Annotated in this window: 10 protein-coding genes and 1 pseudogene; 6 read left to right on the forward strand and 5 right to left on the reverse strand. The window is 43.5% G+C overall.

Features of this window, described 5'->3' with window-relative positions; translation table 11 throughout:
- Positions 1 to 165: 165 nt before the first annotated feature.
- Positions 166 to 1,215: a dihydroorotase gene (gene pyrC, locus QUE24_RS00105; RefSeq protein ID WP_286304695.1), complete on the forward strand. Its 1,050-nt coding sequence runs from the start codon at positions 166 to 168 to the stop codon at positions 1,213 to 1,215.
- A 1-nt stretch (position 1,216) separates the two neighbouring features.
- Here the strand turns inward: pyrC and QUE24_RS00110 are convergent, their stop codons facing one another.
- The 5 genes from QUE24_RS00110 to dapA all read right to left on the reverse strand — a co-directional run bounded on the left by QUE24_RS00110 (position 1,217) and on the right by dapA (position 5,753).
- Complete coding sequence (locus tag QUE24_RS00110) at positions 1,217 to 2,179, reverse strand: sensor domain-containing diguanylate cyclase (RefSeq protein WP_286304696.1); 963 nt, start codon at positions 2,177 to 2,179, stop codon at positions 1,217 to 1,219.
- A gap of 151 nt (positions 2,180 to 2,330) precedes the next feature.
- A complete protein-coding gene (gene purC, locus QUE24_RS00115; protein WP_286304697.1) occupies positions 2,331 to 3,041 on the reverse strand; it encodes a phosphoribosylaminoimidazolesuccinocarboxamide synthase in 711 nt (236 codons plus the stop codon).
- A gap of 10 nt (positions 3,042 to 3,051) precedes the next feature.
- Positions 3,052 to 3,819: an MBL fold metallo-hydrolase gene (locus QUE24_RS00120; RefSeq protein ID WP_286304698.1), complete on the reverse strand. Its 768-nt coding sequence runs from the start codon at positions 3,817 to 3,819 to the stop codon at positions 3,052 to 3,054.
- On the reverse strand, positions 3,819 to 4,850 hold the full coding sequence (bamC, locus tag QUE24_RS00125; RefSeq protein ID WP_286304699.1) for an NlpB/DapX family lipoprotein: 1,032 nt from the start codon (positions 4,848 to 4,850) through the stop codon (positions 3,819 to 3,821). The genes QUE24_RS00120 and bamC overlap by 1 nt, the downstream gene beginning before the upstream one ends.
- A gap of 24 nt (positions 4,851 to 4,874) precedes the next feature.
- On the reverse strand, positions 4,875 to 5,753 hold the full coding sequence (gene dapA, locus QUE24_RS00130) for a 4-hydroxy-tetrahydrodipicolinate synthase (protein ID WP_286304700.1): 879 nt from the start codon (positions 5,751 to 5,753) through the stop codon (positions 4,875 to 4,877).
- A 119-nt stretch (positions 5,754 to 5,872) separates the two neighbouring features.
- Here dapA and QUE24_RS00135 point away from each other — a divergent pair, with 119 nt between their 5' ends.
- The 5 genes and pseudogenes from QUE24_RS00135 to QUE24_RS00155 all read left to right on the forward strand — a co-directional run bounded on the left by QUE24_RS00135 (position 5,873) and on the right by QUE24_RS00155 (position 13,708).
- Positions 5,873 to 6,340 (forward strand): peroxiredoxin, encoded by a 468-nt coding sequence (locus tag QUE24_RS00135; protein WP_286304701.1) that lies wholly within the window; start codon positions 5,873 to 5,875, stop codon positions 6,338 to 6,340.
- A gap of 185 nt (positions 6,341 to 6,525) precedes the next feature.
- Positions 6,526 to 8,673, forward strand: a complete 2,148-nt coding sequence (locus QUE24_RS00140; RefSeq protein WP_286304702.1) for a methyl-accepting chemotaxis protein — start codon at positions 6,526 to 6,528, stop codon at positions 8,671 to 8,673.
- An 86-nt stretch (positions 8,674 to 8,759) separates the two neighbouring features.
- The gene (locus QUE24_RS00145) at positions 8,760 to 9,287 is read left to right on the forward strand and encodes a hypothetical protein (RefSeq protein WP_286304703.1); all 528 of its coding nucleotides are present in this window, start codon (positions 8,760 to 8,762) and stop codon (positions 9,285 to 9,287) included.
- Between the two features lie 352 nt (positions 9,288 to 9,639).
- Complete coding sequence (locus tag QUE24_RS00150; RefSeq protein ID WP_286304704.1) at positions 9,640 to 12,543, forward strand: ribonucleoside-diphosphate reductase subunit alpha; 2,904 nt, start codon at positions 9,640 to 9,642, stop codon at positions 12,541 to 12,543.
- Positions 12,543 to 13,708 (forward strand): annotated as a pseudogene (locus QUE24_RS00155) (ribonucleotide-diphosphate reductase subunit beta). The gene QUE24_RS00150 and the pseudogene QUE24_RS00155 overlap by 1 nt, the downstream one beginning before the upstream one ends.
- Positions 13,709 to 14,104: the final 396 nt, after the last annotated feature.

A 14,104-nucleotide genomic window follows, 5' to 3' on the forward strand; every position in this document is an offset into this window, starting at 1 on the left:
GTGTTCCCCTTATATGTATGCCGTTCTTTTTAGTGAGCTAAAAAATTGTAAACGTGTAAAGTTACTTGTAATGCGTGATAAGGTCAAGAATAAGGTCTGTCGCCTTTTCTGCCCATAAAAGATCTATTTATCCTTAATGCATTTGCTGTGGCATAATTTAACGCTATGACACAATTAAAATCTAAGCAAATTACATTAACTCGTCCTGACGATTGGCACTTACACTTGCGCGATGATCTGGCACTAAAACGCACCGTTTCAGACACAGCTCGAGTCTTTGGTCGTGCCATCGTCATGCCAAATCTCCAACCACCTGTAACGACGACTGCATTGGCCGCTGATTACAGAGCCAGAATAATAGAAAACAGGTCTGAACACAGTCAGTTTGAACCTTTAATGACATTGTATCTCACCGATAACACCTCTGCCGATGAAATTTATCGTGCTCACGAGAGTGGAATCATTCATGGCGTCAAATTATACCCAGCAGGTGCCACCACAAATTCAGATGCGGGTGTGACTGAACTTAGTCATTGCTATCAGGCATTAGAGGCGATGCAAAAGCTCGGTATACCACTACTTGTACATGGTGAAGTCACTTCGCCCGAGATAGATGTATTTGATCGCGAGAAAGTTTTTATCGATCAGATATTAATCCCTCTGATAAAAAATTTTCCTGAACTGAGAATCGTCTTTGAACATATCACTACATCTAATGCCGCTGAGTTTGTCGCTAGCGCTGCTGACCATATTGCTGCAACTATCACCCCTCATCACTTACTGTTAAATAGAAATGATCTTCTGGTGGGAGCTATAAGGCCACACCACTACTGCTTACCTGTATTAAAGAGAAATACACACCAACAGGCTTTGATTAAAGCAGCGACCAGTGGCAGTAAGAAATTCTTTCTAGGCACTGATAGTGCGCCTCATCCACGAGCAGGCAAAGAATCAAGCTGTGGTTGCGCCGGCATATATAGTGCTCATGCCGCGATTGAGTTGTATGCAGAAGCATTTGATGCAGCAAATGCATTAGATAAATTAGAAATGTTTGCCAGCTTTAATGGACCTGATTTCTACCACTTACCTAGAAATCAGACTCAAATAACGTTAGTAAAAGAAAGCTGGGACGTCCCTCAAACGTTACCTTTTGCAGACAGTTCTTTGGTACCCATGCGGGCGGGAAATCAGATAGCTTGGAAAGTCGTTAGTTAATCTAACGGCTTTGCTTGCGTTTGCGTTTATACATCAAGACATCACCTTCAGAAAGTAAATCTTCAATACCTTGATGTTTGTCTGAGTCCATCAATACGACACCGTATGAAAAAGTAATGTCATAGCCAAGTTCGCGCTGTTTATTAGATGCTTCAACTTGCTTTGAAAAACGTTTCATCACTTCATCAACCGCTTTTTGATCAGCATCAACCAGCAGAATAACAAATTCGTCTCCGCCCATTCTCGCGACGATATCTGAATCTCTGCCAACATCATCTAAGATCGTTGCAAATTGACGTAGTGCCTTATCCCCCTCTGCATGACCAAACTTATCGTTGATGGGTTTAAATTCATTCAGATCAAGAAAAGCCAGGGCAACGGGTAGTCCACCACGTCTGCATATACTCAGAGATTTTGCGGCAGACATATTAAAACCTCGACGGTTTAATATGCCTGTTAGCTCATCCATGGTCGCCAACTCAACGGCTTGAATCTCGTGTTCAACTATGGTTGCTAGATCTTTAAGTAGTGCTCGATCTTCGTCACTGAAATGTCTTGGCCTCACATCTTTAATACACAACGTACCTAGCTTACTGCCATCAAGATAACGAATGGGATAGCCAGCATAAAAGCGTATATGCTTTTGACCTATAAATAGCGGATTGTCGATGAAACGTTCATCCTTATGCGTATCTTCAACAACAAAGGCGCCATCGCCCAAAATCGCGTGTCCACAAAAAGACAGATCACGTGGCGTCTCAGTAATATCTAATCCCTGGCAGGACTTAAACCATTGGCGATTTTTATCAACAATACTGACGAGCGCAACTGGCACATCAAATAACTTAATGGCGATTCTTGTGAGACGATCAAAGCGTTCGTCGGGAGCCGAATCAAGGATAGTCAACGATTGTAATGTCGATAACCTTTCTTGTTCATTTTGAGGTAAATCTGGTGTTTTCATTCAAAACTCCAGTTTTTATAGAAACAGAAACATCATAAATGAGTACACAAGCTTGTGTATACAAACAGCTTGGCTGTTCATGCATCGGAAATATATATTTGGAAAAAGGTTCATTTCGCATACAACGAAATGAACCTTGAATGACTTTATTCTATAGCGTCACACCGATACGTTGTGCCACTTCTTCATAGGCTTCAATGACACCACCCAGACCTTGTCTAAAACGGTCTTTGTCCAGTTTTTTACGTGTTTCTGCATCCCACAGACGACAGCCATCTGGACTAAACTCATCACCTAAAAAGATCTGACCTTTGAACAAGCCAAACTCTAGTTTATAGTCCACTAAAATCATGCCGGCATCGGCAAATAGCCTCTGTAAATGTTCATTAACTTCAAACGTTAACTCTTTCATTTTGCTTATATCTTCAGCTTTAGCCCAGCCGAATGTTTCGATGTGATACTCGTTGATCATCGGATCATGTAACGCATCATTCTTAAGAAAAAATTCAAACACGGGAGGATTGAGCGCAAGTCCATCTTCGACGCCAAGGCGACGAACCAAGCTACCAGAGGCCACATTCCGTACCACACATTCAACCGGCACCATTTGCATGTTTTTAACCAAGGATTCCGTATCGTTCAACAGCTCTTCGAAGTGAGTTGGAATGCCTTTATCAGCCAAATATTGCATAATGAACGCATTAAACTTGTTATTGACCATGCCTTTACGATTTAACTGTTCGACTTTTTCACCATCAAATGCAGACGTATCATCACGAAAGCTCAGTACGACATAATCTTCATTATCTGTAGCAAAAACACTTTTGGCTTTACCAGAATACAATTCTTGTTTCTTTTGCATCAGCTATCTCTTAGCGGTTAGTTATTTCACGCCAGTCAAAACCGGCCTCTTGGTCTGCAATGCCAATCCAATCATGTTCACAAGCCAGTGCGTCAGCAAGTAACGGCACAACAAGCGATGGACAATTGTTTTTTTCAGAAATATGCATTGCCATAATATGCTGCAAGTTTGTGGTGTCAATTTTCTCAAGTAATGAGGCGGATTGCACGTTATTTAAATGCCCCAGTCTGCCACCAACACGCCGCTTAAGATGTTCAGGATATTCCCCCTGCTCCAGCATCATCATATCGTGATTGGCCTCTAACAGTAAGGCATTACAGCCAGATAATGTTTCCTCAATCAACGGTGTGATGGAGCCGACATCCGTCAGCAAACCTAAGCGGTGTTGACCATTACCAAAAACAAACTGGCTCGGCTCTCGTGCATCATGTGGCACGGGAAATGGTTCAACTTCTAAATCATTAATGCTGAATGTTTCATGGCAATTAAATGTCTTGATATGCGCTGCAATATCAACCGGCAAACAACCTGCTGTGCCCGGTGTGGTATAGACAGGCAAACGAAATTTTCGGGCCATGACACGTATACCAGCCATGTGATCGGCATGCTCATGTGTAACTAATAAAGCAGATAGCTGGTAAGGGTCAACGCCCAGTTTCCGTAAACGTTTCTCAGCTTCACGAGCAGAAAAACCACAGTCAATCATGACTGTGGTTTTTCCAGCTGTTACCAGTGTCGCATTACCTCGACTACCACTTCCAAGGGAAGCAAATCGCATTATGGTGCAAGTTGTTCCTGAATCAGATCTAACAAACGTTTGGCAGAGTCATCAGAAGTACGCACTTCATTTGAATCTAATACCATTACACGTGTTTGATCAGCATCTGACAGCAACTTAATGTAGTAGTATTCGTTTGGTTTTTTCTCGACATCATCACGCCAGAAGGCCAGTTTATCCAGCATGCCTTCATCATCTTCTTCAGCTTGCTTGAATGGATCAATGTAGCGGACAAAATACTGACCTTTGCTACGATCACGATCTTCAACTGAGAAGCCTTTGCTATCTAGGACACGTCCAACACGTCCCCAAACTGTTGAGAAATCCTGCTCAATTAATAAACTTTGCTGACCATTACTATCATCCATCAATAACACACGAGCAGTTTCTTCTGGTGGTGGCGCTGGGGTCGCCAGTTTAAATTGCTCCATATCTTGCTGGTACAGCGTGCCTAAATAATCAGCTAATTGACGAAGCATCGCTTCATCTTTCTGGTTATTAGCTTGTTCACTATCGGCATTACCCAAATAGATATTGGCCATTTTAGAGGTATCACCACGTTCCATTCGAATGCGGTAGACATAACCATCTGCATCAGCTGTGGTATCCATCAGACCAATACGGTCATCAGCACGTGCAATCCCTAAATCTTTAGTCGCCCAAAAATCGATGATACGTTGCCAAGTCACTTCACGGTCACCAGGCACAACAAGATGCCGGTCTGCACCTTCACCTGATAATGCAGGTTTGGATTCAGGCGTAATATTGTATTTTGCAGCTAATGGGTTGGTTGCCGCTTCTTCAAATTCAGAGTATGTCGCTGTATTTGTCTGCTTACCAGAGATGTCATCTTTAATTCGACTAGTGCTTAAATCGGGCGGCACATCGAGAGGTGGCATAGTTTCAGCTTTACGGTATTTCTGTGTGTTATCTGGAACCACTTCATCTAATGATGAGAAAGCACCACAAGCAGTTAGAGCAGTCGTCATCATGACAACCAGCGATGTTTGTTTAAATAATTTTACGTTCATTTAATACAGTTCACTCACTTGAATTTAGTTGAGAACACCGGCAGTGTTCAATGCATCACGCACAGATTGATGATAATTCTCAGACAATACCGTCATTGGCAAACGAATGCCACTAGAAATAAGTCTCATTTCGTTCAAAGCCCATTTTACGGGTATGGGATTTGACTCGACAAACAAGAATTGATGCAGAGCCACTAATTTTGAATTAATGTCGCGAGCTAAAGTCTCATTCCCAGCTAAAGCAGCCTGACACATTTCATGCATGAGTTTAGGCGCGACATTTGCGGTGACAGAAATCACCCCCTGACCGCCTGCCAATATGAAATCGACAGTGTTGGCATCTTCACCAGTGTAAAGAGCAAAGCCTTCTCGTGATAATTGTTTAATCTGCTGAACACGAGAAACATCGCCAGTAGCTTCTTTGATGCCGATAATATTGGAAAGCTCTGATAATCTTCCAACCGTTTCAGGTAGCAAATCAGATGCAGTGCGACCTGGCACGTTGTATAAGATTTGTGGAATATTGACTGCTTCAGCGATGGCTTTGAAATGGAGATACATGCCCTGCTGAGTCGGTTTGTTGTAATAAGGCGCAACAAGCAAAACTGCATCAACACCAAGATCTTTTGCCGATTGAGTCAGTTCAATAGCTTCTGAAGTCGAGTTGGCACCAGTACCGGCAATCACGGGGATACGCCCATTCACTTGTTCCACCACCAGACGAATCACGTCACAGTGTTCTTCTACGCTCAAGGTTGCAGATTCACCGGTCGTACCGACAGCGACAATGGCATCTGTGCCCTGGCTGATATGAAACTCGACCAGCTTTCGCAGGCTGTCAACATCCAAGGCACCATCTGCCTGCATGGGTGTGACAAGAGCTACCATACTGCCGCTAAACATATTTAAATGACTCCGAAAAAATAACAGGCATGGTACTTTGCCTGCCTGTTGATGACAAGATCCGACTGAATTGTGTAAGGTACTTTTCTTTCTCAATCTAATCAAACAGGACGACTAAGATGACACAAGTTAAAGTAGGTGAAGCTGTCCCAGACTTTACACTGCCAAGCACAGGCGATAAAACTTTCCAACTTTCAGCCATGAAAGGCAAACGCGTCTTAATTTATTTTTATCCGAAAGATAATACGCCCGGCTGTACACTCGAGGGTCAAAATTTCCGCGATAATATCGACTTCTTCACTGAGCACAACACCATCATTTTTGGTATTTCACGCGACAGTCTTCGTATGCATGAAAACTTCAAAACCAAGCAATCATTTCCATTCGACTTATTATCAGACTCTGAAGAGGAAGCTTGCCGCTTATTCGATGTCATCAAGCTCAAAAAACTCTACGGTAAAGAACACATGGGCATCGTAAGAAGTACATTTCTCATTGATGAAAATGGTGTACTTCAGCAAGAGTGGCGCAATGTAAAGGTCAAACAACACCTTGATGAGGTTAAAGACGCCATATCGAACTTATAAACTCATCCATCAGAGGACTTGGCCATAACTCTACAGCGCCACAATGGATCGCTTTCATAGCTCGTTCGCACTTAATTCGTGCACTTTATTATTACTACCTCTTTGTAGGTATACCAAAATAGATACTATTCGTATTGGTCTGTTTTTTGCTCTGGCAGTATTGAATAACACTGTTAGGGGTAACAATGAGTCCATTACGAAGTACTTCAATGAATCTAAGCCACAAAGAAAAAACGTGGTTACCTTGGTTCGGCCCGACCGGGAAACTGGCCATGTCCTGGTCATGCCGACTTAATCGACATAACTACCAAAAAGTAGAAAAAACATTTGAGGGAATCGCGGCAACACGTGTCAAGATTCTCCACCAATGGGCAGACAATCATTGGAATCAAATGGCCTTTCTCGCAGAACAGTTGACAGCATGTTATCCAGAATTACCCTCATCGTTATTACTGGATAGGCTCCATGCAGCGCCTGATTTCTCTGAAATATTCACGATTGATATCCATGGTACGGTCACTCAATCAACCTATTCACCTCATATCAATAAATCCGACTTGTCTTCTGAGGCAATAAAACAAGGTATTAGCAGTCAGTTTTTGCATGGACCTTACATCGATAAATTAACGCTAGACATAGGTCCTTCAAGTTCGAAGTTTCATGATGAAGTCACGCTCATGTTCTATCATCCATTGATTATCGATGGGGAAACAGTGGGTGCTGTATGTGGACGTGTTCCTAATGATGTATTAGGAGACCTTATTCAGCGGGAAGCGGGTCACATCTATCCCGAGTCTGGCGATAACTACATCTTTATGGTGGAATCCAAGTTCGAATCTGGATTACAACAAGGCATTGCCTTATCTCGCTCTCGGTTTGAGGATGATACATTTTCCCATGGGGAAAACCTGAAAAGTGGGATTCATACAGGCTTCGGTTCAGTAAAAATCCAACGCCACACTGAATTTGAAATTCGCTTTACCGATCCGGCTACCAACGAACTTCATCCCGGCGTCCGTGAAACTATTCGTAACGGTGAAAACTTATTTGTTACCTATCCTGGTTATTCTGATTATCGTCATATTCCGGTCATTGGGAAAGGCGTTACTTTCCAGCTTAGAGGTTCGCCAGATCGCTGGGGCATGATGTGTGAGGGTGATTTAGAAGAAGTCTACAGACGCCGCTCGGTCAATGTCAGCCTAATGAAAGGTTTTGTCACATCAATGTTTGTTTTGCTAGGTACCAATATGGCACTACATGCCTTCACCACACTGCCTGTAATTGGTGTCAATGCCATATCTATAGCCATGGTCGGTGTCATTGCAGTTATGTACAAAAAGTTGACAACTAACCCTCTCGCCAATCGTCTTGATGAAATGACCCATGTTATTCAAACCATCGCTGAAGGTGAAGGTAATCTTGCACAAAGGCTTGATAACACCACATTTGTCAATGATGAAACCGGTGATATGGGACGTTGGATTAATAGTTTCATTGATAATCTTGATGGCATAGTTGGCCAAGTCATTAAAACCAGCACCAATGTCAGTTACACCAATGAAGCCATGCTCGAAACAAACCGAGAAGCGTTTCATGTTTCTAATGAAGTCGCGACAGCAATAGAAAGAATGCTGCAATTGTTAGAAGAGCAAATGCGCGATATTGGGAATGCATCAACCACTGCTGAGGCCATGAAACAAGCCATGGATGAAGTCGTTCATGAAGCCAGAGTGCAATACGAGTCCGTACGAAGTGGTACACAAGAAATACGTGATGTCGTGGAAACCTCTGCTAAAGCCGTACAATCACTTCATAGTAGGACAGCAGAAATTGGTAATATCATTGGCGTCATCACTGAAATTACTAATCAAACCAACTTACTCGCACTCAATGCTGCTATCGAGGCAGCTCGTGCCGGTGATCATGGCCGAGGATTTTCAGTTGTGGCTGACGAAGTGAGAAATCTTGCTCAGAGAACAGCTACATCAGCAGATGAAATTCGACAAATGATTGAAACCATCCAGTCGGAAACCTTAGATGCGTATAAATTCATGGAGTCTGGTGTGGAGAATGTCGATCGTAGCTTAAAGAAAACAGAAGAAGCATCGTCAGAAAATACGCAACTTCATCAACTTGTTGAGCAAATGTTTTCCACCATCAAGCAACTGGATCAAAATAGCCAGTTACACGGTGTAACCGCGAGAGACGTCGGCCAGTCAGCTAGCCTGATGTCACAGGCCATTGATGCGTTACAGCATCGCTCTGTCATGGTAAAAAATACCGCACAAAAACTCAGTCAGCTCGTTGGTGTTTTCAGCGTCAGTACACGATAAATTCCAAAAAATATAAGCAGATAAGGATATCTGCTTCGTTTCTATTGTCTCCTATACTGTGTTTACCCCAAAAAGGAGATTGCCTTATGGATATGCAAATCAACCAAGAAAGTAAACCAAGCAAGCTGGCTGCTGTATTTGATGATGAACAAAAAGCGTTAGAAGCCAAACAAACTCTGGTAAATGACGGTCATTTCAAACACCAAGACATCGAAATGATTCAGCCCAAAGACAACCACACCAGTGAAAAAATCGAACCTGAATCCAAAGCAATTGCACGTTTTATCACCCGTTCTCACTTTATCTTTGGTGGTATCGGATTATTAGTTGGCTTGGCCATCGCCAGTGCTCTGGTGGCATCTGGCCCAATGATGACCCAATCGAGCCCTCTCTATACCTATATCGCACTCGCGATTGTAGGTACATTTGTTGGTATGTTATTGGCTGGATTAGTCTCATTACGCCCCGATCACGATCCGCTAATTAACGATACGGTTTCCGCAAAGCGTCATAATCTATGGACGTTGATTGTTCAGACAGATGGGCGCAAGAATCTTAAGAAAGCACATCAACTGATGCACCCGACAGCCGTCTCTGTCACAGAAACATTCTAGTTCTTAAGCGTTTAGCGAAAAGTCTTCTGGTGCTGGTTGAACAAAACAATCAGCACCAGTATGATGCCCGTCCCCCTTGAAGCAGACACGGCAAAATTTGTATTTTTTATCGTAATAAAAAAAGTTTTTTCGAGCACCAAAAAGTAACAAAAGCTGTGATCCCGCATAGGCGCTGACTTAGCTCTAAACCTACAGCAAGTTATCCACAAAAAGTGCACAATTTATGTGCAAAATCTCCACTTGCCAAGCCTTCAAAAACACACTATCTTGTGGTTCAATCATTTCAAAACCACAACCTCTAGTGGTTTTATGTTTTTTTGATTATTTAAACATTATTGCAGGGATTTCAATTATGGCGAGCGAAACAGCACAACCCGTTTATACCTCATCAGCATCCGAAAGTGGATACAGCGTTATCCGTCGTAACGGTAAAGTCACCGAGTTTGATAGCAGCAAAATTGCTGTCGCTATCACCAAAGCCTTTTTGGCTGTTGAAGGTGATTCAGCAAAAGACAGTCGTCGTATTCACGACACAGTTGCCAAGCTGACCAAACAAGTTACCGACAACCTTTTACGTCGTATTGATGATGGTGGCACCGTTCACATCGAAGATATTCAAGATCAGGTCGAATTAGCCCTGATGCGTGAAGGCGAATACAAAGTCGCTCGTTCTTACGTTGTATATCGTGAAAAACAATCAGAAAAACGTGCTGAAGAAGAAAAGAAACATCCCCAGCCTGCTAACGAATCTCCCCTGCACGTCACAGCAGCTGATGGCTCTCGTCAACCTCTCGACATTGACCGTTTACACAATCTGATTACAGAAGCTTGTGAAGGTCTGGCAGAAGTAAACCGTGATGCGATTTTACGCGACACACAACGTAACTTGTTTGACGGCGTTAAAGAGGCTGACGTCGAAAAAGCATTGGTTATGGCTGCACGTACCTTCATCGAAAAAGATCCTGCCTACAGCACACTGGCTGCTCGCCTGCTGATGGATGGTATTCGTCGTGAAGCACTGACATTTGTTTACAAAATGCCAAAACAAGCATCCCAACAAGAAATGGGTGATTTGTATAGTGACTATTTCAAAACCTACATCTCAACAGCGATTGAAAAAGAACTGATTGACTCTGAATTAGGTTTGTTTGACTTAGATCGACTGGGTAATGCACTTAAACCAGAATTAGACTTTGAGTTCACCTACTTGGGTCTGCAAACGTTATATGACCGTTACTTCATTCACTTCGATGGTACGCGCTTTGAATTACCGCAAGCCTTCTATATGCGTGTCGCCATGGGCCTGGCTATCAATGAGTTAAATCGTGAAGAGCGCGCTATCGAGTTCTACAACTTGTTATCAAGCTTCGACTTCATGAGCTCGACGCCTACCCTGTTCAACTCAGGCACACTGCGTCCACAATTATCTTCATGCTACCTGACCACCGTACCGGATGATCTGAGCGGTATTTATAACGCGATGCGTGATAATGCGCTGTTATCAAAATATGCCGGTGGTCTGGGTAATGACTGGTCACGTGTTCGTGGTCTGGGCGCTCACATCAAAGGTACCAATGGTAAATCACAAGGTGTTGTACCGTTCCTGAAAGTAGCTAACGACACTGCTGTTGCTGTCAACCAAGGTGGTAAACGTAAAGGTGCGGTTTGTGCTTACTTAGAAACATGGCACATCGACGTCGAAGAATTCCTGGATATGCGTAAAAACACCGGAGATGATCGCCGTCGTACGCACGATATGAATACCGCTAACTGGATTCCAGACTTATTCATGAAGCGTGTGGCTGAAGAAGGTCAATGGACCCTGTTCTCTCCAGAAGAAGTGGAAGACTTACACGACTTAACGGGTCTTGATTTTGAAAGAGCCTATGAAGCTTACGAAGAAAAAGCGGCTCGTGGCGATATTCGTAACTTCAAACAACTGCCTGCGACAGACCTATGGCGCAAAATGTTAGGCATGCTGTTCGAAACAGGCCACCCTTGGATCACATTTAAAGATCCATGTAACCTGCGTAGCCCACAACAGCACGTTGGTGTGGTTCACAGCTCAAACCTGTGTACAGAAATCACCCTGAACACATCAGACAAAGAAATTGCGGTGTGTAACTTAGGCAGCGTCAATATGGTGAAACATATTGATGAAAACGGTCAGCTCGATAAAGAAAAACTGCAAAAAACCGTTCGTACCGCGATGCGTATGTTAGATAACGTTATCGAGTACAACTACTACAGCGTACCGCAAGCACGCCACTCAAACTTACAGCACCGTCCTGTCGGTTTAGGCCTGATGGGCTTCCAGGATGCCCTGTACAAACTGCGTATTCCCTACAGCTCTGATGAAGCCGTTCAATTTGCTGATGAATCAATGGAAGCAATCAGCTACTACGCTATCGACGCCTCGTCTGATTTAGCTGCAGAACGTGGTAAATACCAAACCTACGAAGGTAGCTTATGGAGCAAAGGTATCCTGCCAATCGATTCAATCAAACTATTGAAAGAAGCGCGTGGTGAATATCTGCAACAAGACGAAAGCAAAACTATGGATTGGGATATGCTGCGTGACAAGATCAAACGTCAAGGCATGCGTAACTCAAACACCATGGCGATTGCCCCAACAGCGACGATTTCAAACATCTGTGGTGTCAGCCAATCCATTGAGCCGACCTATCAGAACCTGTTTGTGAAATCGAACCTGTCAGGTGAGTTCACTGTTATCAACCCATACATGGTTGAAGACTTGAAAGCACGTAACCTGTGGGATGACGTGATGATTAACGATCTGAAATACTTCGACGGTAGCCTGCAAGGCATCGACCGTATTCCAGCTGAGTTGAAATCACTCTACACCACCGCATTTGAAATGGATGCACGCTGGTTAATTGAAGCCGCATCACGCCGACAAAAATGGCTGGATCAAGCTCAAAGCCTTAACTTATATATGGCTGAACCATCAGGTAAGAAGATGGACAACCTTTATAAACTGGCTTGGGTACGTGGCTTGAAAACCACCTATTACCTCCGCTCTATGGGGGCAACAGGTGCAGAAAAAACCAGCACAGCACCAACCACAGCAACTGAAGCGCCTGCACCAAGCAAGCCAACAGCAGTTGCCGCCGCGAGCACGCCAGCGCCGGTTGCCAGCTCATCAGCAAGCATGGACGATTTAGTTCTAGGTGAAGGTATGGAAGCGCCAAAAGCGTGTTCAATTTTAGAACCAGATTGTGAGGCATGTCAGTAATGTTGAATTGGGATGATCCATTCTCAGCACCGATAGCCGGTACTGCAGAAGCAAAAAAACAAAGCGAAGAAAAAGCAGCAGAACAACCTGCTGCACCAGCGGCTAACGATCTCAGCGAAGCACCCGCTTCGGCTGAGGTCAAGCAAATGCCATTATCAAACGCCAAGCCCGTCAATGCTGACGACAAACGCGTTATCAATGGTGAAGCCGATATTAACCAGTTAGCGCCGTTCAAATACCCTTGGGCATGGAACTACTTTCTTAATGCCAACAAGAATCACTGGACACCGCTGGATATCAACATGGCGCAAGATGTTCATGACTACCGTCATAAACTGACGCTGGAAGAACGCCATGTTTATGAAAACGTGTTGTCATACCTGACCACATCAGACATCTTAGCGATGCGTAATATTGGTCTGGCGGTGATGGAAAAAATGACTGCGCCTGAACTGCAAATCTATCAGGCTCGCCAAGTGTATGAAGAATCATTACACACATGGACATACCAGCACTGCATCGAAACCATTGGTCTTGATCAGTCAGAAATCTATAACCGCTACCGTGTGGTGCCAGAGATTTACCAAAAAATTAAACTGGCGAATGACCGTTTAAACACCGTCATGCGTAGTGATATTGATTTGCGTGATCCGGATGAACTGGAAAACTTCATCATGTCCTATGCCTTCTTTGCTGGCATCTTCGAAGGTTCATGGTTCTACAACGGCTTCAGTCCAATCTTTGCTCTGCAACGTCGTGGTTTGATGAAAGGCACCGCCGAACAGCTGCAATACATTATGCGTGACGAAGTCATGCACGCCTCTTTCGGTATTCGCGTCTGTAAGCAAATCATGAAAGAAGAAAACGTCACTCTGGACCCGAAAAAGTCCAACAGATGTTTGAAGAAGCCGATGCCGCTGAAGAAACCTACGCGGGCTACATTCTGCGTGACCCGATTTTAGGTTACTCAAAAGAAGTGCATCACGGCCAGTTCCGTTACACAGCCAACCGTCGTGCGAAACAGTTAGGCTTTGAAGAGCCGTTCCCCGGTGCAGAAGCCACTCTACCCTGGCTTGATGAGCAAGCTAACATGCGGAAAGAAAAGAACTTTTTTGAGACAAAAGTAACAGAGTACCAAACAGGCGGTGGCCTCAAGTGGGACTAATTGTCGCGTAACTGATTCAGTGACCGAAATGTAACCATAAGCGACCCTGATAATAAGTCTCATTCGCTTATGGTTATTTGATTCCAAAGTTTTTTAACTGAAACGAGGTTGATTCTGAATATGGCAAGTAATAATAAAGGAACTACGAAAGACATCTCGTTTCTTGCATCTAATACGCTTCGAGATAAAAATGCCATTGAGTAACATTAATTTTGAGTTTTTAACATTGAGAATGAGTAAAAATAACATTTAAAATGAGAAAAACTAAAATCGAAGGTTATGTAAGATATTTATAGTATCGATCGCAAATAAACACTAAATAAATATTTAATCTTCGTTAGTGTAGGGAATGGCATAAGTCTTTAAATTAATGGCATAAGCCTTTAAATATATGCC

Source organism: Methylophaga marina, assembly GCF_030296755.1.
GTDB lineage: Bacteria > Pseudomonadota > Gammaproteobacteria > Nitrosococcales > Methylophagaceae > Methylophaga > Methylophaga marina.